Raw genomic sequence first — 21,206 nt, forward strand, 5'->3', positions numbered from 1 at the left:
GCACCCAGTTGCCCCAAAATTCGACGATTTACACTTTTCGCGGCTGGAAGCTTGTGAGGAGCTGGCCCCGCAGCCAGCTCTCCACCTTGATCGGAGGGGCCGGGGGCTTGATGCGCAACACCAAATTTCTCTCAAGAGATAGCACCAAACGATGCCTCGCTTGCTGAAGGCTCGGACTGGTGTCCAACAGGTCTCGACGGAGACCGCGCGATCCTCGGCAAGTACTCGAAGCGCGGCAATTGCTACCGGCGCGTTCTATTCGTGCAGACGACATCGGCTGTCCAGGTCAGGATCACAGGAACGTTACGGGCTCAAATCCTGGATCGAGGCCGCCAAGGCGTATTGCACCACAACGTGCTGGGGATCGCACTCGCCACAAGCTTGCCCGTATGGTTCGTGCTGCCTAAAGGACGCGCATTCGAGCCTTCGATCGCCAAACGTGTTGGCCCGTCCTCGAAAACGTCGTTCATGACAGAGCATTGAAACGGGCCCATCTATGCGGGCCTCTTCTTAGACGCGACTGAATGAACGATTACCCGCCTCACCGCGTTCAAGGCGCGGGACTGCGGCGAGCAAGCGTTGGGTATAATCGGTACGCGGATTGAGGAAAATCTCGTCCCTGGTACCGGTCTCGACGACGCGCCCTTGGCGCATGACCATGACCCGGTCGCTGAGCTGGCGCACCACACCGAGATCATGCGAAATGAAGATGTAGCTCATGTTGAGATGCGCCTTGAGATCGGTCAGCAGGTCCAGCACTTGCGCCTGAATCAAGGCATCGAGAGCCGAGACCGGCTCATCACAGACGATCACAGTGGGCCTTGGAGCGATCGCACGGGCGATTGCAACGCGCTGGCGTTGACCGCCGGAGAGTTCGAGCGGCCGGCGATCCAATAGGGCTGAGGATAGTCCGACCAGCTCAAGGAGCTGGACCACGCGCTCATAGCGCTCGCCTCTGCTCTCCACGTCACTTGCGAGGCAATCGGATATGATGTGTCCCACAGACCAGCGCGGATCAAAGGAGCTGAGAGGATCCTGGTAAATGACCGACATGGCCCGGCGCCGCGCCCTGCGGTCGCGTTCGGCAAGCGTGGTCCAAGCCCGACCTTGAAACAGAACAGCCCCTTGATCTGGCAGGTCAAGCGCCAGCGCCATTCGTGCCATCGTTGACTTGCCAGATCCGGACTCCCCGACGACGCCCAAAGTCTCGCCGGATCGCAGCTCGAAGGAGACACCATCAACGGCCGTGCGCAGCACGCCATCAGGTCCTTTGAATCGCTTCACAAGCTTTGCCGCGCTGAGCACGACAGATGGGGATGTCGATGGCAATTGCTCCCAAGTGCGGGACTGCGATTTCGGCCGGGCAGCGGGCAGAAATGAGCGGCGAGAGTCGCGCGGGCGCGCAGAGGGCACCGCATCCAGAAGCTGGCGCGTATAGGCGTGCTGGGGGTCTTGGAAGACCTGGTCTGCCGATCCGCGCTCGACGACCTTGCCTTCATGCATGACCAACACCTCGTCGGCTATCCGGGAGACGACGGCCAGATCATGGCTGATCATGAGAAGCGCCTTGCCCCGCACCTTGGTCTCTTCCAAAAGTCCCAGCACCTGCGCTTGCACGGTGACGTCGAGAGCCGTGGTCGGCTCGTCGGCGATCAGGATGCGTGGATCGAGCGCCAGGGCGGCGGCGATGAGCGCGCGTTGGCGCTGGCCACCGGATAGTTGATGCGGCAGTTGCCGCGCTTTGACCTCTGCTTCAGGGACGCCGACGAGCTCGAGGAGTGCGACGACGCGCCGCTCGAGCTCCTCACTTGATGCAACCGCCCCGTGGAGACGCAATGCTTCGCCAATCTCCTTGCCCACCGGGCGTAGCGGGTCGAGCGCAACGAGTGCATCCTGCAGAACGAAGCCGATCTCCTTGCCGCGGACGCGTCGCCAGCTGCGATCATCGAGAGCTGTGAGATCGGTGCCGGCGAAGGTTAGCTGACGCGCATGGACATGTGCCCGGTGGCCGGCAAGACCGACAATGGCGCGCGATGTTACGCTCTTGCCGGATCCGGACCCGCCGACGATGGCCAAGCAACGCCCAGTCTGGAGAGAGAATGAGACGCCGCGCACGGCTGTTCCCTCTGGAATATCCCGCCCGAATGAGACACAGAGCGAATCGACAGTCAGGAGGTTCGCCTGCGGGGGAACTTGCCGATTAAGAACGTGGAGCATTACTCAGGTCTTTCCTTCCAGGCGATCCTGCAAATAGCGTCCGACGACAGTCAGGCTGAGAGCAAACGACACCACGGCAACGCCCGGCATGATCTCAAGCCACCATGCGAAGATCACATAGTTACGCCCAGCATTTAGCAGCGCGCCCCATTCAGGCGCCGGGGGAGCGACGCCGAGGCCGAGAAACGCAACACCCGCCGCCCAAACCATGGCTTGGCCAACGCCAAGCGTCATCATCGCAGTCAGCGGGCTCAACGCGTTCGGAATGATATGCCGCCATAGGATACGAGGATAAGGATGGCCGAAGGCCTTGGCAGCCTCCACATAAGGCGCCCCTTTTACCGACAGAACCTGTCCTCTGATCATCCGAGCATAGCCCGGAGCTGTGCCAACTCCGACCGCTATAACGAGGGTCAGCACCGATGGACCGAATAAGCTCACGAACAGAAGCGCGAGGAACAGCGTGGGAAGTGCGAACAGCACGTCCAAAAGCCGGCTGAGAACATTGTCGAGCGCGCCACCCACAAGGCCGGCAATAACGCCGAAGACGAGCGCAACGCCGATGCTCAGCGCGGTTGCGCCAAGTCCGATGGTGAGCGACTGGCCTGCTCCCTCGACAATTCGGGAGTAGAGATCCCGGCCGGATTGGTCCGTTCCGAACCAGTGCGCGCACGAGGGAGCTTGCAATGGTGCCGTCAAATCGATCGCGAGCGGATCGTGCGTCTGCAGCAGACTCGGCGCGATTGCCGCGACGATAAAGACACCGATAACGATCAGAGCGACGTGAACCCGAAGAGGAATACGACGGAGGATAGCCGACGCCTCTATGAGCTGCGAAGACGCGCTCCAGTCACCTACGTTGCTCATGTCATCTTGATCCTGGGATCGACGATTCGATAGGTGAGATCGACGAGCATACTGGTGACGGCGAACAGGCCGGCGGAGATCAGAATAGCCCCCGAGACGACTGGAACGTCTCGAGACGACGTCGCAGCGACAAGGACTCCACCGAGGCCTTGACGCGCAAATACCGCCTCAATCAGAATCGCACCAGAAAGAAGCTTTCCGATCGCCCAACCGGATAAAGTGATGCCGGGCAACGCCGCATGACGCAGGACATGGCGAAATCTGACGCCGAGCTCACCCATGCCTCGCGCACGCGCCGAGATGACAAATGGCTGCTCGAGGACACGCGTGAATTCGCTACGAACGACTTGCCCCAAAAACCCCGACAATTCCAAAGCCAACGCAATCGTTGGAAGAACGAGCCCGATCGGGGAATTTCCCCCGATGACCGGGAAAATGCGAAGCTGCACCGCAAACACAACGAGGAGGATTGTAGCCAGCCAGTAGGGCGGCACAGTCGCCAAGAACACCTGTACTCCGCTGAGCAAGGTCGACCAGATGTTGTCTCTGCCAGCGACGAGGACGGTCATCAGAACCGCGATGACCCATGCCGCAATGAGCGCCGCAACCGCCAGAATGATGGTTGGCCCAATCTGTTCTGCGATGATGTCAATGACCGGCCGATGCTGCTGGTATGACAAGCCAAGATCCCCATGCAGGATGCCCCATAGGTATTTGGCGTATTGCAGAACGAGCGGCTGATCAAAGCCGTACTTTGCGTTGACCGCCGCTAGCTCTGCTGGAGGGGCCTCTCCAACGTTGCCGCTTGCCATGTTGATGATGATTTGGGCGCGGTCGCCGGGCATCAGACACTGAACAAGGAAGGTGAAAGTCGCAGCAAGCCACACCACAGTCGCAGCGGACACGAACCTGCCTGCAAAGGAGCCTATCTGAACATGAGCTGCGCTATTCACACGCATCACTTCACGTCGACGAAATGAGCGTCATAAAAGACGGGTTCACCGACTGACCCGCGGTCCAGCCAGACATCCTTCAGCTTTGGGCTGGTCGCCAATGTGACGTCGAGCACCGTGAAACCTAGGACGGCCGCTTTCTCCACGATATTGCGTTCGGCCTGCTGATAAAGCGCAATCCGCCCAGCATCGTTGAACTCCTGTTCCGCTGCCTGAATGACATTCCACAGTGCCTCATCCTGGTAGCGCGATGGATTATAGCGGTTCCGCTGGCCGTTCTGATCAGGCTTCCATGAAATGCGGAAGATCTCTGCGCCGGGTGCAACCCAATAGAGGAGCACAACCTCGTAGTCGTTCGGACCGAGATTCTTCCCGGCAAAGAAATCCGCCTGGTTGGTCGGCTGAAGGCGCACATCGAATCCGGCAGCCTTTGCCTGCTGCTGGATGACCTGCAATGCTTGCTCACCATCGGGCTTTAGAAAGGCACTCGAATAGGAGATTCGCACGACGAGGGGCTTGCCATTCTTGAGACGAATGCCGTCCTTGTTGTGTTCAGTCCAACCCGCTTGGTCGAGGAGCTGATTGGCCTTCCCGACGTCATACCCATAGGACTGCCCGAGCCCACTGACATATTCCGGCGAGCTCTGGCTGAGCGCTCCATTAGCCTCGAATGGCAAAGCGCCGAGGAAGGACAATTCGACGGCGGCTCTTCGGTCAGCAGCGTATCCAAAAGCCTGGCGGACGCGCACGTCGTCAAACGGAGGCCGTGCCGTATACAGCGCCAGGCGCAAAGGGGTGCCGCCCGTAATATGCCGCAAAACGGCGAACCGGGAATTGGCATCCTTCCAGGCAACCGCCGGAATATCATAGACGACATCAGATTCGCCCGTCAGCAGCGAGCCATAGCGGACGGTCTGATCCGCAAGGAACCTCCAGTTGATACCATCAACGTAAGCCGGCCCCTGGTGCTTGGCGTGACTTGGCGCCGAATTGTAATCCGGGTTGCGGCGAAACACGACGTTCTGCCCGCGGTTCCATTTCTCTACGATGAACGGGCCTGAACCGACCGGGCTGTTGCAGTTCACGGCAAGTCCGCGCTTGAGCGCCGTTGGCGACAAAATGCCTTGGGAGGACTGCGCGAGTACGTTGAGCAACCGCTGAAAAGGTGTCTTCAGCGTTATCTGCAGCGTGAGCGGCGCAATTGTTGTCGCCGATTCGAAGCTGTCTTCGAGGTAAGGAGCGGCAGTCGGATTGCGACGATCCGGATCATTGCCGAGCCAGCCGTTGATGTTCTCGGCAACAGCTTGCGCGTCGAGAGGCGTCCCGTCGGTAAATTTGACGTTTGCCTTGATCTCAAACGTGTATACCTTCCTGTCGTCGGAGATTGTCCATGACGTTGCGAGCCACGGCACAATCGTTCCATCTTCCCTCCGAGCAACCAGATTGTCGCTATACTGCCGCTGAAGATACCATTGCTGCACCCATCCCCCGAACAGGCAGGGCGGCTCTTGAAAATGCCCGTACCGAATAATGCCTCCGCGCTTCGGCCCGCCGGCTAACGCGTCTTGGGCAGAGCAGCTCGCCATGACCGAGATCTGCAGGAGCGTTGAGACCGCCAACAGGATAGCCGTTGCCTTTTGCTTTCTTCGAGTGTTCGGCTGGATGCCGAGACGCCAAAGGCTCGTGCGTTCGATAACAGACATCTCCAAACTCCAATGAATGTGGAAAAACAACGTCACAGAGACGACGGCCTCGCCAAAGTCTCGGCAGCAACGTCGGGGTGAGGAATTCCCAGGTGCTCGCGCAGTGTCTCCCCCCGGTATTCCGTGCGAAACAGACCGCGGCTCTGTAGGATCGGCACGACATGATCGACAAATGCCGCCGCGCCGTCTTCCAGCAGGTCCGGGATGATGTTGAAGCCATCAACTGCGCCTGTGCGAAACCATGATTCGATCGAATCGGCGATCTGCTCGGGTGCACCGACGAGCAAGCGATGACCGAACGCTTGAACGCTGCCGATGATCTCGCGAACCGTGCGGCCTTCCCTGGCCAATGCTTCGAACGTACGGTGATGACCGACCGAGAACGCAACATTGTGCGGATCCGGCAAGAGCTCCTCGGGAAAGGGCCGGTCGAGGCTGAGTTTTTCGACCGGCACGTCCATGCTCCGTGCGAGAGCGTCCATCGCGCGCGTCAGATCAAGAAGCCCGTCGATTTCCTTTTTTCGCCGCTGCGCCTCCTGTTCCGTGCCGCCGATGAAGGTGACGAGGCCGGGGAGGATGAGTGGAATTGCACAACGGCCAAATTGACGCGAGAGCGCGCGCAGGCGCTCGGATTCCCCGATTGCCGTTTTCAAATCCCCGGCTGCGGTAAAAACGATATCGGCGCTGCGCGCCGCAAGGCGCACACCAGGATCCGAGCCTCCAGCCTGGACGATGATGGGATAGCCCTGGCGCGAGCCGGGATGGGTGAGCGGGCCTCGGATTGCGAATGTATTCTTGTTGGGATCGAGCAGCCGGAAATGATCGGTATTGGCGTAAACTCCGGATGCCTGATCAGCGATGATGGTCTCATCCCCCCAGCTCAGCCAGAGAGAACGGACAGTTTCAACGAACTCCTCGGCCCGCTTGTAGCGCTCGTCGCGTCCGATCTGGCGACCGCCAAAGTTTGCGACCGTCGCGGGGCTGGAGGTCGTAACCGCATTCCATGCGGCTCGGCCACCACTAATGACATCGAGCGACAGAAAACGTCGTGCCAGATTGTATGGCTCATTGTAGGTTGTCGAGGCCGTTGCGATCAGCCCGATTCGCGTTGTCTCGCGCGCGATCACGGAAAGGACGAGCGTAGGCTCAAGCCCGTTGAGGGGCGGCTGGCGAGTGATGTCATAGGAGATGGCGGGGGTATCCGCCAGAAACACTGCATCCAATAGGCCGCGCTCGGCAATCTTCGCAGCACGAACGTAGTGCTCGATGTCGAAAAAAGCGCTGGGGTTGGTGCCCGGCCAACGCCAAGCTGCGGTGTGACCGCCCGCGCCGTGAAGGTTGAGACCAAGATGAAGGGTGCGGACAACGGAAGACATGACACTCCAAAATGCGGCGACCTCCGAAGCCGGTGGGAACGCCTTCGATTACAAGTTGATCTTGATTACGCTATTCGACGACTGTCCCCGCCCCTGGTGGAGAGGCTTGGCCGGAGTGCGGCGGAAGGAGGGCGGCGACGGGACCATGCTTCAAAGATAGCAATCTCGGAAGGTGAGACTCTGGGCATTGCGCTCGCCAATGGGCCGTGACTCGGCCCAGCTGACGGGCATCAAGTGACGCCAAAATGATTCCGAACGTGGTGCTGAGTCGGTTGCGCAGCGACGCAGTTCTTTCGGATCTCAACGCGATGGGCCGCAGCAACATTCTGCGACACGCACATGCCGCACCAGACAACGATAACCCGCCTCGCGCCCCTTGGCCGCTCGCCCCAGCTGCAATCACAATTTGCTTCATGGAGAACAGTTTCCCCTTACTCCGCCAGCCAACGAGAACAGCTCATGGCAAGACAACGTGTAGCTGTGAAGAGCGCGTGAACGCAATAGTTGAGAATTTCAATCTACTAACGCGCAATGGTACCATTTTCTAAGACGAGCTCTTGTTCGATTCATTTGATACGCGTTGGTGGCACTGTCCAAATTCGCGAACTCCGCCGATGCAACGATGGCACCTTCGTTTCTGCCCAGCCTTACTCGAACCATCACCGTAAGATCGATGCACAAACATCCAGGTGAGACGTGCATTGGCGTTGGCGATGCGGAGCAGAAGTTTGACGCTGGCGCATTCTTGCAATCGTCGGCAATTTTGGATCCGGCGGCAGCATCGAATAATGCGATTGTTTGCCATTTATTTTGCGATGGATTGCGTGAGAACTAGCAGCCCAATGGGACCCTGGTCTTTGCAAGGCCCCCGGATCCTATTCGGGCCCGCGAACCGCGGTGCTTGAGGTGACCGCGTCTTTGCCCGTCAGAAGTGCTGACATTCTCCGCGCCGGCCAGAGAGCGTGGGATGCGCACAGCCTCATACCCGGTTGCGCTGACCGCCCATGAAAGCCAGCGCAGCGCCGCGCAGGTAGGCCTACAGGTCAAGATCACAATCGCGCGACACGGCCTCTCTATGTTGGTCGACGCGGATGATCCTCGCCGGGAAACCCCTCTTCATTCCAGGCGCTTTTCAGGATCATCACGATCTCGCTGCCGCAGGAGGGAAACCGCTTGCAGGGCCGGCGAGAAGTGACACGATGCCGGCAACTTACTCCAAGTCAGCGCCCATGGTCTTCAGCATCTGGGAGCAATCAATATGTCACCGGGCGCTGTTCGTCATAGGGCGTCAGCACCAACTCATTGGGCGCCGCGTGCTCGAAATGTGGATCTAACGCCGACTTCTTCATGTAAGCTCACGCGGCGAATTCGCTATCGTTCGAACGAACTTGCGGCAATAGAACGGGTATAGCCAGTGGTTTGATGGCCTGCCGAATGGCTGCTTTGGCGCATGGAAGCTCGTGCGCTTGTGGCCTGGAATGTACGGCGGATCCGCGTGGATCTCGGTATTCCGCAGGAGCAATTGGCCTACGATGCGCAGATTGACCGTTCACATATGGGGGCTGTTGAGCGGCAAGATGCGAATCCAACGATAGATCTTCTCGATCGAATTGCTAAAGCACTTGGTGTCCATGTATCTGAGTTCTTCGTCCAGCCACCCAAAGGAGCAACGCCCCACAGGACATTGCGCAAAGGTCGCAAGCCTGCTCGTCTACGTCAAAAGAAGAAATAGCGCTCTGGTCGCTTAAGCTCGCTGATAACTTGCAATTTGGCGAGCCGGAGTTCGAAGGCTGCGGAAGCGGAAAGGCTTCACGCGGGAGAGATTCGCCACGGTCTATGGCTTTACTCAACAGGTCATCAGCCGAACTCACTCGTCAACGTCTCGGAAAAGGGATGAAAGAGCAGCATGTTGAGGAGTTGAAGAACTCGTCGGCGCAGTTGTTGACGGACTCGGCCGATAATCGTCATACATATCACTGAGCGCGCGGCTTATCCCATCTGACGCAGCTCGCAGAACGTTTCTATAATCTCCCCTACAAGATAATGCGCTTACGAAAGTTCTCAAGGCAGACTCAAAGAGATCGAAATATTCGTCGGGCGGGCTATCGGAATCCCACTCCCCTCGCAAATGGCTTATTTGATCATCAATGCGTTGGAATAGTTCCGTCTCGATCCGGTCCAGGAGAGCCTCGCGCTCATCGTCTGTAAAGATTGCTCCTAGTCGTGGTTGTTGGAGAAAACTCGCGTCTGCATGCTCGATTGCGGCGTTCTCCAAAGCGCTCTTGAGCTTCTGAAGGTGCTCGGGGGGAAGTAGGCCCTGATCGTGAAGCTTGATTGCGAGATCGGCATCAGTGTCGTCTTTAATCGGTATGTGATAGTGGAGAAGGCGATCCAAGACATCCGGACGCTTTCCAAGCATTAGCAGGGAAAAGGTCTTGTTCGCGCGATACGAGAGGAAGCTTGCAATTCGATAATCTTCGAGGGAGGAGAGACGCTTCGCCAGCAGACCATGCAAGCTATCAGGCACAATCACTGGAGCGCCGGTGACGATACACCCGGCACAAACGACTTCCCTCGCGATTGAATCAGGCTTTGCGCCTCTCAAGTAAATGTCCACGAGTTCGGCGTTCTGCGCAACATAATGAGCGAATGCATCACTGACAGTCGGATGTTTATACGTCCAAAATTGACCATGATCGTCGGCTGACAGCAACAGCAGGCTGCCATTGAGAGCAACGAGCTGCTCACGCACTGCACCGATCGTCACGCCGAATGCGTTCGCCGCTGGCGCGATGTCCTTCTCGGAGACCGGGGATCTCACTTGCGCGCCATTCATGAATACGACCGCGATGGCCGCTCGACAGTCGGCGGATAAGTTTGTGATCGTCTCCAACAAAAACTGTTCAGGCTCTGCGAAAAACTTCAGTAACGATTCTCTTGAGCTATCTATGGAGCCCGCGAAGAAACTCGATCCCAAGCGTCGCGCTGTCTCAGGCAAAAAGTCTTTCCGCTCCGCAATCTCAGGCAAGCTCGGTTTAATCTCCGCGCGGAAGGCGGGCGGCTGATCACCAAGCTTGACATGATTGTAGAGAATTTGAGCCTTCTCCTGCGTGGATAGCTCGTGTACGTTAATGACCACCTGGCTCTTGCTGAGGATCGGCAACGCCTGAAATTTCAAGTCGCCTCTTGCTGCCTGCCAAATGTAGTCGCGGGAGGTCATCAAGAATCTCGCGCCCGAGGCAACCGCCGCCTGCATCAGCGGGAAGACTTGGTTCCAGAGCTCGGAAGTCTGCCGCTGATACTGGGTGTTTCCCCACGCATCATCGATCCAGAAGAATTGCCGGTCGCCGGGCGACAGGCGCTCCCGAAGTTCTTGCGGAGAAGTCACCTTGATCGTAGGACACTGCCAAATATCGGCTGCGCCTATAGCTAAGCTTGCGCCGATTGTAGACTTGCCGGCAGCAGGTGCACCAAGCAGGAGCACCAAATTGTGCGCACTGATAGCTCGCACGCTTTTGCGGTGTGCTTCGGTGACGACCAGGCGCTGAAGGTCGTTGCCCATGGCCGATAGAATCAACTGCGCCTGGGCGTAGGCCCGCTCATCCAGGAATTCGTTGAGGTCCCCGAGACCATACAGGCGGGGTGCCATCATCCTCAGTCGCGGAGAGGACCTGACTTGCCTTACGATCCACTCATAGCCAAACACGCGGCAGCGCCCCACCCCTTGCTTTTCGAACGCTTCCTTGATCTTTAGCTCGCTTGCGCCTGATATCGCATGATTTGTTAGAATGATGTAGTCGGCTGCCAAGCGCCGCTTCGCAAGCTTTCTTGCCTTCTCCAACTCTTCAGTGAGAATACTCAAGGACAAGTTCGAGGGTTTGGACGTAAATTTACACTGGATCGTTGATGCACCAGCTCCCGGATCGTCTCCGTCCCATCGGCCAACAAAGGCGCCGTCGCGGCCGGCATCATTGCCCGGCAAGAAGTTCTGAACGGGACGACGGAGGCATTCTTCGGCAAGTGCAATGCAGAGATCCTGAAATGCTTTCCAGCCGAGAAGATGCAGAGGATACGTCATTTGCTAACTAATCCGCTTTGACGTGCCGTTACAGATTTGGTTTTTGCCAAGTCGAAAGATGAAACAACTTTGATGCACTGGTGCGGATGAGTGCAAGGCTGGACGAGCCGACGAGAGGCCGAGATTGAAACGCGCAGAGCTAGGAAACGAGACCCGACCGAGGGGTCAGGTCTCGCTACGCAACACTCGCCGGGAACATATCCCCGGCGTCGTCACTGGCCAATCTGAGCCGCGCCCAAATTGTCAAAAGCCGAAGTCAAGTTGTCCCGGAAGGGACCGGAAGTGGGAGCACACATGCTCCAACTTGCCGAAACGCCAACGCAGATAGCATTGACGTAAACAGACTTTGGCTGACTGCCATGGTTTGCCATAGCCGCCTCCCTTTCTGCTTGAACGGGTTACAGCCCGTCGGCTCGGACTCGCGAAACGCCGAGTCCCCGACGCGGGAGCCCGGCGGTTAGGCCGGCTGCAGAGGGATTGCCGTTGACGATGCTGGACTTTAGCCCGATTCGGGTTCGCGTTCCCACATCGCCCAAAGGACTTTTGCGGTCATCTTACGATTGCTTTGCCTCAGCTCCGGGACCGTCAAGCAGTGGCGTGTCCAGGCTTTCTATTTCAGGCATGGCTTTCCCCGCGATGCCTTGCAAATCTCCATACATGCCGATCGTGGACTCAATGACGCTGGTTAATTGGCTTTCGCGCTTTGCCCATAAGCGCGTCATGAACTTGCGCTCCTTATCCAGATCCTCGCGCATATCATTGAAGCGTTCGACGATGGCCTCGAGACGTTGCCGGAATCTCTTTCCGGTCAGATACTGATAAACCTCCTCAGCCTTGCTGAGCTGTCCCTGCTGCATGCTGCGCGCACCGTTGACGGCCACGAGCGACTGCCGAAGAGCTATCGCGACCGGGACTGCGCAGCGCGGATGAGCTATCCAAATGCCATCTACCAAATCGAAGTGTTCAATATCCTTTGGAAGAGCGTTCGAGATGACCAACGCAACATCGGCGCCGCAGCGTCGTTGATCATCCCGTAACTTGGGCAGCCATCCGTCGGACCAGTTCTTGGTGCGTTTTGACTCCCACAAGATCACCCCCGCAGGCACCCCGATCGCGCCGTTGACACGCTGAATGACATCAGCGCCGAGTTCACCCTTCGCCACCGGTTCAATCACGTCCGTCGGAAACCGCGCCCTGAGCACGTCCTCCAGTTCAAGCTCCAGGACCTCGCCTTGGGCCTGCTGTGAGGTTTGCTCGGACTTTCGCTTCAATTCCTCGATCGTGCGGGCCATGCCCGAAATTTGTTGATCCTTTTCCGACACCTTGAGCTTCAACTCGTCCTCAGCCTCCTGCCTGGCCTTCGTTCTCACGCCGGCAAGTTCCTCCTGGACCTTCTTCTGGACCGTCAGATCCAGCTCTCTCCGGGCATCCTCGATTTCGCGCTGTTTGCGCAGGAGCTCTGCCTGGTCTTTTTGGGCCGCGGCAAGCTTCACGTTGTTCGTGGCCAGCAGGTCCTTCAGCTCAGCCGTTTCCCTGTCCTTGTTCTCGAGCTCGAGGGCTGCCGCCTCACGGGCCTTCCTGGCTTCGCTGGCCGCGATTTGTGACCGCTCACCTTTCAACTTGGTGGCGACCAACTCGTCGATCTGCTCCCGCGCTCTTGCAACTTCATTCTGCTGTGCCCGAAGTTCTTCGGATCTCCTCGCGAATTCGGCTTCTTTGGCTGCCAGCTGGCTGTGAAATTGCTTTTGGGCTTGCTCAAGCAATGGCGCCGCGAGCGATTCGGTCAGCTTTATCTCGCTGCTGCATTTTGGGCAGGTGATAGTTGGCTCGATCATTGGCTCGTCCGTCCTTCCTCGCTGCTCTCCTCTATCTGACTCGTTTAAATCGGAAACCGGCATCCTTGATAAAGGCGTTCAGGTAGCTCCCCACCGAAGCGGCTGCTTTGAGGCCTTCGAACTGCGCCTTGGGCACGGCAAAGTAGTGATATTCACTGCCATTCAGGAATTGTACGCCCAAGACCCTTGCGTCCTCGTCGTATCCGACGGCGCTCACCGTGCTGGATCGCACTCTCACGTAATCCATTATTGCTCCATGTCTCAAGCCAGCGCCAGGATCGCTGCACAAAGGCTGTCGAGCGTCGGCATCTTTGCACCTTTCCCTCTCAGGATTGCCAGATGATCCCCAATGTGGACGGTGTTCTTAACGAAGCTACCGGAGGGGCTGCCCAATCCTTTGGTGGCCGCCGAATAGGAACTGTCCCAAAGCGCGGCTCCTGCCTCCTGCTTGAGGATCGCGCCGAGATTCTCCGGCCAAATCGCATAGCTGCTCGTCCACACCGGATTGTCCGGAAAAGGCGTGGTTACATCACCGTCCAGCAGGGCGAGAATTTTCAGATTGTCCAGTTTGTGACGGTTGCGGCGCCCCGGATTTTGCTCGTTGCCATCGGCGTCAAAGACGACAAACGTCGGAATGCCCAGTTCCCTGGCAATCAGCAGGGGCTCAATGAGCGAGCTCTTGCCGTTCGCGGCAACAATGTTGCAGCCCGACTTGCGATAAACATCCCAAAGATCTGAGTATGTCATCCACGCGGTGATGTAAGCCGTGTCTTCCAGACCCTCCACCAACACCAGCTTCTGGGTGAAAAACATCTCGTTGAGATGCGGTTGCAGAGCTTGATGGAGCTGCGCCCGCTCCGCCTCAATCGGCGTCACCTTCTCTCCGGATATCTCGGATAACCTTGCGACGACTTTTTCGCAGGTGGTCCAGCGTATGCTGGACTCCTTTTTCGTCTCATCCCTTCGAACCAGACGCACATGTTCAAAATGCCTTCCGGACACAAAATACGGGCTGTGGGTCGAAACCAGGATCTGCGCATTTGCTTCGCTCAGCTTCTTGAAAACCGAGGCCAAATGACGCGCTTGCGGGGGGTGTTGATAGAGCTCCGGCTCCTCGCATCCCAGGATCAGCCGAGGTTGCGCCGACTCGTTCGTCGCGGCGAGTTCTTGAAGGAGAGCCAAAAGGTAGGATCGCTGAAGGCCATGCCCAAATCTGGCGAGATCGCCTGAAAACGTTCCCTCGCTCGCGAATAGCCGCGCCGCGGGATCGGCAATCTGCACGGACTTGAGCGGGTCCTCCGTCCATTCCAGCCGCGCAACCGCCTCGGGATGCGCCCATTCACCGAGCTTGGCTGTCAGAGCTTGCGAGAGGTCGTCCAGCGCAGTTTGCTGCTTCTGGATGATGTTCTTGTAAGCATCTAGGGTGGTGTTTCTGAGTGAGGCGATCTCTCCATCGAAATTCACCTTTGAGCGCACTGTCCGTGCGAGGAGCTTGCCCAGTGCGGTGTTGCGACCTTCAACGTTCTCCTTGGTCGCATCCTTGACTGCGGGGACGTAGACCCATTGGACATACCGGGATAGACGGTCGCCGCCTTTGCTGAAGCCGTAGAATTGATCTTCGCTATCGATCAGAACGCATCGTTCCGGGTGGTCTTCCTCGTATGATCGAAGCGCTTGCCGATTGGCTTCTTTACTGCCCTTTTTGGGAAGACCGAACTCAGGGTGAGTCTCGCGTATCCCCTCATAGATCCCCGCCAATTCACCGGCAGCAGCCCCGTCGTTGTATTTGCGGAAGAATTCGCTGAACTCGCTCATGGCACTGCGTTTGGCGAACTGGCGAACCGTCGCCTTGCGCGTCGTGTCGCTAAATTCCGCAAGCGCTGATACGACCAGGATGCCTGACCGGTAGTACTCGGAGAAATCCGCCTGCGCCTCGGGCTCGAGATCGTGGAAGGTCAATGTAATCTCGATCGGCTCTTTGGTGTTGCCGTTGTGGAAATCTTCGGCGTCAAGCTCGATGAGATTTGTCGGAGCTTCCTCCGTCTGACGGAAAAAGATGTTCAGTGCGCAAAGTACAGTGGATTTTCCGGCGCCATTCGGTCCCACGAAGGCCGTGTAATCATCCAGATCAACCACCATGTTTTTGAAGGACCGAAAGTTCTTAATGGCGATAGACTTAATCTTCAAAGTAGTGCCCTCATTCAAGACAGTTCAAAGGTCGCATTTAGGAGGAGCTCCTGAGACTTCCAAACAGTAAGCGCTTGTGGATAACTTCAGCCTGGCCCCAGACGCTGTCAGCCACAGTTAATCGGGCCGGCAATTGTAGGTCCCGCCGTGCGCTCTCGCCGTCCGTTCTCAAAGAGCGGCCGGCTCTCCTGCCGTTGAGCCTAGCTTCTTTGCTGCGCCGCATTTCACCAAATTCCTGGCTACCGAGCTTAACGTATCGTCCGTCCGGTTGATTTACGCAGCTTTCGCGCGCCTCCTGCGGTTCGAGACGAGCGTTCCCCTCAGGTCGCTTGTGGAAACCCGAGGTCTGGATTCGAGATCCTCGGACTCCAGGAAGTTGGTCGCAACGATCAGCGTGCGAGAGGCCACGCGCATGTCGTTTTGTCATAGGTCACACCGATCCCCGTTTGATCGGCGGCTTCATCGAGCATCTTGGGCGCTGTGTCTACGGCGGCATCTACGAGCCGGGTCATCCGTGGGCGGACGAGCGTTGATTTCGCGGGGACGTGCTGGCGCTGTTCAAGGAGCTTGGTCCCAACCTCGTACTATTCCGGGAGGCAATTTCGTCTCCGGCTACAATTGGGAGGACGGCGTCGGCCTGGTGGGAGTCGCCCGACACGGCTCGATCTCGCCTGGTTCAGCACCGAGATCAACCGCTTCGGCACGAATGACTTCATCCACTGGTGTAGGGCTGCTGACCTGGAGCCGATTCTGGCCGTCAATCTCGACACCCGCGACGGCGACGCTGCGCGCAATCTGGTGGAATACTGCAACTATCCGGGCGCCACGGCCTGGTCGGATCTGCACCGCGCTCGCTGTTGGGAGAAGTCGCGCGACGTCAAGCTCTGGTACCTTGGCAATGAGATGGACGGTCCATGGCAGATGAGAAGACTGCCGAGGACTATGGCGCGATCGCGCGGGAAGCAGCCAAGATGATGCGAACGGTGGATCCGACGATCAAGCTTGCAGCCTGCGGCTCGTCGGGCCGCAACATGCCAACATTCGGCCGGTGGCAGGACACGGTCCTCGAGCACACCTTCGATCATGTCGACTACATTTCGCTCCACACTTATCTCCCAACTGCAGGCGGGACACGGCATCCTTTCTTGCGAGTCCCGACCTGATGGATCGATTCATCGAAGATGTCGTCGCTCTGGCTGACGCTGTGGCTGCGAAGCGCCGTTCGAACAAGAGCATGATGCTGAGCTTCGATGAGTGGAATGTCTGATACAGGACCGGACGCAACCGGGCTGATCTGGTTAAGGGGGAATGGCCGGTCGCGCCGGCGATCCTCGAGGAAATTTACACGGTGGAAGATGCGCTCGCCTTCGGCGGGGCCTGCATTTCACTGCTCAACCATGCCGATCGGGTAAAAGTGGCCTGTCTCGCGCAGCTCGTCAATGTGATCGCGCCGATCATGACCGAAACGGGCGGGGGCGCATGGCGTCAGACCATCTTTTTTCCATTCGCTCACATGGGCCGTCTTGGCCGCGGCCGGGTTCTGCGCACGCAGGTCGAGGCGGAGACCTATGAGGTGCCCAGCTATGATCGCCCTGGCATTCCGGACCAGCTCTTCTCTCTATCCAACGTGCCGTATCTGAAGATGGCTGCGGTCGCCGGAGACGACGGCTGCTTCTCACTGTTCCTGCTCAACCGCGATTTGCAGCAGCAGATGGAGGTCAGTGTGGAAGCACGAAGCTTCGGCCGGCTCTCCGTCAGAGAGGCACTGGAATTGCGACATCACGATCTCCAGGCAACGAATTCCAAGGATGCGCCCGAGCGCGTCAAACCGGAGCCGTTGCGCGCTGTCGGCATCGAAGCCCGAAGGGTACTGGCGACACTTAAGCCGGCGTCATGGAACGTGGTGCATCTCGCGCCGAGCTGAGGCAATCGAAGATTCTCCGACGCGTTAAGTTAGCGCTCGCCGTCCCGGGTGGTGCGCGTGGCGAGCTGCTGGCGAACCAGACGAGGCAGCCCCGCTGCGCGGAAGGACCCGCGGAGCAGAGTGAGGCCTGATCGAGGCAGCCTTCGTGCATCATAACCGCTTCGAGAGCTTCTGACCTTTCAACGAGCAGCTGCTCACCTGAGCCCAGATAAATTTCGCTATGGTTGCGGGACTCCTTCCCGTGCCCGCACTTGGAGATTAGTGGCCGGACCCGATCCGCATGCCCGATGACGTTGACGCTCGTCGTGTTCGCGACGATTGAGCCTCTCGCGCTCACGACGTGCTGTTCGAGCCGGTCCGCCGCACATTCCAAAGTCGAGCCTTGAATAACATGCAAGGCGCTCTTCTGCTGCCACCTTCTTGCAGTTGGCACGATACTTGAAGTTCCTGCGTCGGCGGCACGATCGGCCAACCGGCCACAACTGCATGAGAAAGCAATGAACAGCGGTATGTCAGCATGCGTTTGGGGGGGTAACATGGTCCTGGGCTTAGGATCGCCGGCTCCTCCGATTAAGGTGGAGAACTGGTTGAGCGACTGCCGCAAGGCCGGGATCAGCCAAGCTGACCTACTTCAATTGGAAGAAGAAGTGTGACGGTCTGCTGCTGACCGAGATGCGTCGGCTAAAGCAACTCGGGGAGGAGAACGTCAAGCTGAAGAAAACTGGTCGCCGATCTGTCGCTCGACAAGCAGATGCTGCAGGACGTGATCCGCCGAAATGTATAGTCTGCTCCGCCTGTGCAACGCTCTTAAGCGATCCGAGTTCGAAAGTCCGCGTAAATGTTTCCGGCCTCTCGCTGACCGGGACCCAAACGAGTGCGTAGCCTTCCCTCAAACAGGTCCGGCGAGCACCAAGCCCACGAACCTAACGCATGCGCGGTTTGTTGGGAGATTTGACGCGAAGGTTTCCCGCGCTTAGCTATGTGTGAGCGCCAGCATATGCGCTTGGCAGAAGGTAATTGTGCCATGTCTGACATGGACAGCGAAGCAAGCATCATGAACTCCTATCTCCGGCGCTGGCTTGCGGACTACGTGGAGTATCATCGCGCCCCATGGAATTGCGCGATGCACGTTTTGGGCATCCTGTTCTTGTTCCTGGCTCCCCTCCTTCCTCTTAGCCTGTGGTTCCCCACAGCATTCGGAATCAAGATCCCCGTGGCAATTATCGCACTCGCGCCGGCGCTGATCTTTTGGCTTTCGGTCGACTTCGCGCTTGGTTTTGTTATCCTTGGCGCTGCAGTTGCTTTGCTTGAAGCTGCGGCCGTCATCCTCAACCATGTGACGATCGCCGAGATGTGCTCGCTTACTGCCATCCTGATGGTCACAGGCGCTGCATTGCTGATCATTGGGCACTTGGTGTTCGAGCGCCGGCGGCCAGCGATGATCGACAATCCTGTCCATCTGTTGGTCGGACCGATGTTCATCGCAGCGAAGTTGGTTGTCGCGCTCGGATTTCGGGACGATCTCAGAATCATCCTCCGGAAACTTCGCCAGTCTTCCCCGCAAACTAAGCTTTCCTGTTAGGTCGCTTCGCTGCCAAGCTCGGCGGTTACCGTCTAAGCGGCGTGCAAGAAGGTCATCGCGATTCAGATTCCTTCCCTATTTAGGACCCGTGCAAGCCAGGCGCCCGATGAAATTTATTCGCCAACTCAGTGCGGTTGACCGTCGCCTCGGCTGATGAATTCCAACACCGTCTCAGCCTGATCGATCTCACGTGAGTACGCTCCAATATCCGAATCGTAAATGCTCGCGCAGCAATAAGACCTGCTCTTTTGTAAGCAAGCTTCAAATGATGCATCGCCGTTTCGGGGGGCGGAGCGAGGCGATTCTGTAGGGAGTAATTGTCATTGATGAGAGCATCTGCTGCACCACGCTTTCTTCCGCTTGAATCAATATTGATTGCCTCTTCTGACTGTTGGCTCATGTTTAGTTGAAATCAGATATCGGCGAAAGGGTGTGCGTTCCGAGGCGACGTCGAAGCTCTTCGCCGGCCCCGCATTGATAGCTTGCAGGAGCTCGGCGCAAAACGCCGGACGCGCGAAGAAAACACGCATCGTCTTCAATCTTGTCCAAGAAGGAACATTTTTGGCGGTGCAAGATGAGGGTTCGCATTTGTCGTGGCAGCGTTTTGTGGATACATGTTGCCCGGCCTGTGTTGCTTCCCTCCAATGAGCGTTGAAATGGAAAACTGTGTGATCGTGCGTGCATCAGGAAGACTATTGGATCAGCTGCGCGAGGAGGCGTACCTCGTTTCACGAGGGCACAAGGCGAACTGGTGGATCGAGCATGGTGACCAAGGGAGACGCTTTTGCTTCGAGAGCGTCGAGGCGAAAAAGGCATTCGCGTCGATCTGCGAAAACCTCGCTATTTCGTATAGGGAAGCTTAGGGAGGCGTTCCAATCAGAGCCAGCATAGCTGAAGGCGCCCGGATGGCTTCACGGCCGGCTATGTGCGTGCGCCTACGCTGGGATGGCAACGATCGGACCATCACCTGCCAGATTGGTGCCGACGCAAAAATGGAGCTCCAAGGAAGTGAGGAGGAAGGTTGGCCCTACCAATTCGCCCATCGCATACTGCCGCGCAATTGCTTTCAGCGTCAACCAACAGGGCCCACACTCGCCATCCTCGCGAGGACGCGCCGGTCTTGCCAGAATACAGGAATGCCGAGCTTCTGGCTCAACGAGATGGATACTTCAGTCCCGATGAATGTCGCTACGTTGCGGGAATGATGCGTTCGGCCACATTTGGAGGTCCGTTTTATGCGCACGGCTCGCGATGCTCGTCATGTTCGCTTCCCGTGAGGTGGCCCTTGCGGATAGAGCCGCCGTCCCCGGTTTCTACAGAGCGATCGGACGGCAAGGGATACGGCGCAGGCGATGGCAGAGGTCTCGGCTAGTTTCCGCCGGCTTGTTTGCAGCACGCACTCACGCAAGCCGCGCCTTGCATCGCGCAGCGAAATAGCCGCGCCTCTGCCATTCTCCGCCTCATCGGCCCTTGCTTTTGCTTCGCGCGCTGGCCTGCGAACCCGTTCCAAAGCCTTCGAGTTCGTCGTATGGAAACTTGCGGATTCACTGCGCACTCGTTCTGCATCAGCTACGTCGACATGCTTTCTTGTCGGCCATGCTGCATGTCGAGCGCATACTTCTGCAGGAGAGATCAAGACGCGCAGTAGACGCTCCTTCCCTTTTCGGAGCATAGAGCGGCAAGGACGTTGCGGAACGTCGATCAATTATGGCGCGAGATCAGGATGAGAGCGAGTCTCACCTTGATCGCCGCCGCCCAGATCAAGCCACGCGCAGGCTGAGGTCGGAGGTGGGGCGTTCTCGCCGTTGCCCCGTCCGGTCTGCCAGTTTGATTTCGCACGGAGGCCGGTTGAACGCACTTTGCCGGGTCGTTCGCTCGGGGATTCTCCTCCCCTTACTTCTGTTTTGGATCCTCTTTCTCTCGCGAGCCCCGTCGCCTGCGTCGTCCAAGGCGGCCAGCCGCGCCTGCGCATCGGCCTCTCGATTTCCCCAGCCGAGAATGATCTCAATTCATTAAGTCAGCAGGGTCAGCGGGCGACGCGATAACGCATTCGCCTCGATACCGACCTAGGCGCCATTATCCGCGTGCCTCGAGCTTACAGGAGCGGTCATGATCGGTCCGCGGTCAACCGGCATAGAGCGCGGCTAAAGCATACGATGCCCTGCTCCGAACGGAATCAGCAACAACGTAGAGCGAACCGGAAGGCGGTGCGCAGAATCCCACGTCGAAGCCGCGACGGGCTGATGGATACCGAAGACGAGCTCGTTGCAAATGAACGATTTGCGCCTTGCCGGCACGAAAATTGCTGTCCTGAGCCTCGAGCGTGCTGGTCAGAGCGATGTACGGAGATCGACAATGCCTCTCGTGTCGAGCGTCATGGAATGTCCAATTCTATTCGAAAAACGTGAGTTCTCTCTCCGCCCCGCGGCCAGAAGCATCACCAGAGGGCCTTCAATCGCTCATCATGCCGAGATCTTGAAGCCC

13 protein-coding genes and 2 pseudogenes are annotated in these 21,206 nt (G+C 57.9%); 6 read left to right on the forward strand and 9 right to left on the reverse strand.

The features are described from left to right. Positions 1-198: 198 nt before the first annotated feature. Positions 199-483 (forward strand): annotated as a pseudogene (locus N2602_RS33980) (hypothetical protein); the annotation flags it as partial. A 27-nt stretch (positions 484-510) separates the two neighbouring features. Here N2602_RS33980 and N2602_RS33985 read toward each other — a convergent pair. The 5 genes from N2602_RS33985 to N2602_RS34005 are packed head-to-tail and all read right to left on the reverse strand — an operon-like array spanning position 511 to position 7,116. After that, positions 511-2,217 (reverse strand): dipeptide ABC transporter ATP-binding protein, encoded by a 1,707-nt coding sequence (locus tag N2602_RS33985; RefSeq protein ID WP_409241867.1) that lies wholly within the window; start codon positions 2,215-2,217, stop codon positions 511-513. Between the two features lie 3 nt (positions 2,218-2,220). Beyond that, positions 2,221-3,084 (reverse strand): ABC transporter permease, encoded by an 864-nt coding sequence (locus tag N2602_RS33990; protein WP_128266704.1) that lies wholly within the window; start codon positions 3,082-3,084, stop codon positions 2,221-2,223. After that, positions 3,081-3,989, reverse strand: a complete 909-nt coding sequence (locus N2602_RS33995) for an ABC transporter permease (RefSeq protein ID WP_244941550.1) — start codon at positions 3,987-3,989, stop codon at positions 3,081-3,083. Before N2602_RS33995 ends, N2602_RS33990 begins: the two co-directional genes overlap by 4 nt. Positions 3,990-4,042: 53 nt before the next feature. After that, entirely contained in the window at positions 4,043-5,740 is a 1,698-nt protein-coding gene (locus N2602_RS34000) for an ABC transporter substrate-binding protein (RefSeq protein ID WP_260380823.1), read from the reverse strand. Between the two features lie 32 nt (positions 5,741-5,772). After that, positions 5,773-7,116: an NtaA/DmoA family FMN-dependent monooxygenase gene (locus N2602_RS34005; protein ID WP_128266701.1), complete on the reverse strand. Its 1,344-nt coding sequence runs from the start codon at positions 7,114-7,116 to the stop codon at positions 5,773-5,775. 1,450 nt (positions 7,117-8,566) lie between these two features. Between N2602_RS34005 and N2602_RS34010 the strand changes: the two genes are divergently transcribed. Next, positions 8,567-8,848, forward strand: a complete 282-nt coding sequence (locus N2602_RS34010; protein ID WP_128266700.1) for a helix-turn-helix domain-containing protein — start codon at positions 8,567-8,569, stop codon at positions 8,846-8,848. Between the two features lie 135 nt (positions 8,849-8,983). Here N2602_RS34010 and N2602_RS34015 read toward each other — a convergent pair whose 3' ends face one another. The 4 genes from N2602_RS34015 to N2602_RS34030 all read right to left on the reverse strand — a co-directional run bounded on the left by N2602_RS34015 (position 8,984) and on the right by N2602_RS34030 (position 15,216). Next, the gene (locus N2602_RS34015; protein ID WP_128266699.1) at positions 8,984-11,194 is read right to left on the reverse strand and encodes a hypothetical protein; all 2,211 of its coding nucleotides are present in this window, start codon (positions 11,192-11,194) and stop codon (positions 8,984-8,986) included. Positions 11,195-11,748: 554 nt separating this feature from the next. Beyond that, complete coding sequence (locus tag N2602_RS34020; RefSeq protein ID WP_128266698.1) at positions 11,749-13,029, reverse strand: DUF2130 domain-containing protein; 1,281 nt, start codon at positions 13,027-13,029, stop codon at positions 11,749-11,751. 31 nt (positions 13,030-13,060) lie between these two features. Then, positions 13,061-13,276 carry a KTSC domain-containing protein gene (locus N2602_RS34025; RefSeq protein ID WP_247474327.1) on the reverse strand — a complete coding sequence of 72 codons (216 nt, stop codon included), beginning with the start codon at positions 13,274-13,276 and terminating at the stop codon, positions 13,061-13,063. A gap of 14 nt (positions 13,277-13,290) precedes the next feature. Next, a complete protein-coding gene (locus tag N2602_RS34030) occupies positions 13,291-15,216 on the reverse strand; it encodes an ATP-dependent endonuclease (protein ID WP_260380824.1) in 1,926 nt (641 codons plus the stop codon). A gap of 914 nt (positions 15,217-16,130) precedes the next feature. On the opposite strand from N2602_RS34030, the gene N2602_RS34035 reads away from it, so the two are divergent. From N2602_RS34035 to N2602_RS34050, 4 genes and pseudogenes are all read left to right on the forward strand, one after another. After that, entirely contained in the window at positions 16,131-16,379 is a 249-nt protein-coding gene (locus N2602_RS34035; RefSeq protein ID WP_244941551.1) for a hypothetical protein, read from the forward strand. A 185-nt stretch (positions 16,380-16,564) separates the two neighbouring features. Next, on the forward strand, positions 16,565-17,140 hold the full coding sequence (locus tag N2602_RS34040) for an alpha-L-arabinofuranosidase C-terminal domain-containing protein (protein WP_244941552.1): 576 nt from the start codon (positions 16,565-16,567) through the stop codon (positions 17,138-17,140). A gap of 596 nt (positions 17,141-17,736) precedes the next feature. Next, positions 17,737-17,915, forward strand: a pseudogene (locus N2602_RS34045) (transposase); the annotation flags it as partial. A gap of 249 nt (positions 17,916-18,164) precedes the next feature. Further along, positions 18,165-18,722, forward strand: a complete 558-nt coding sequence (locus tag N2602_RS34050; protein ID WP_244941553.1) for an Mpo1-like protein — start codon at positions 18,165-18,167, stop codon at positions 18,720-18,722. Positions 18,723-21,206 lie beyond the last annotated feature (2,484 nt).

It is taken from the genome of Bradyrhizobium sp. NC92, from assembly GCF_025200865.1.
GTDB lineage: Bacteria > Pseudomonadota > Alphaproteobacteria > Rhizobiales > Xanthobacteraceae > Bradyrhizobium.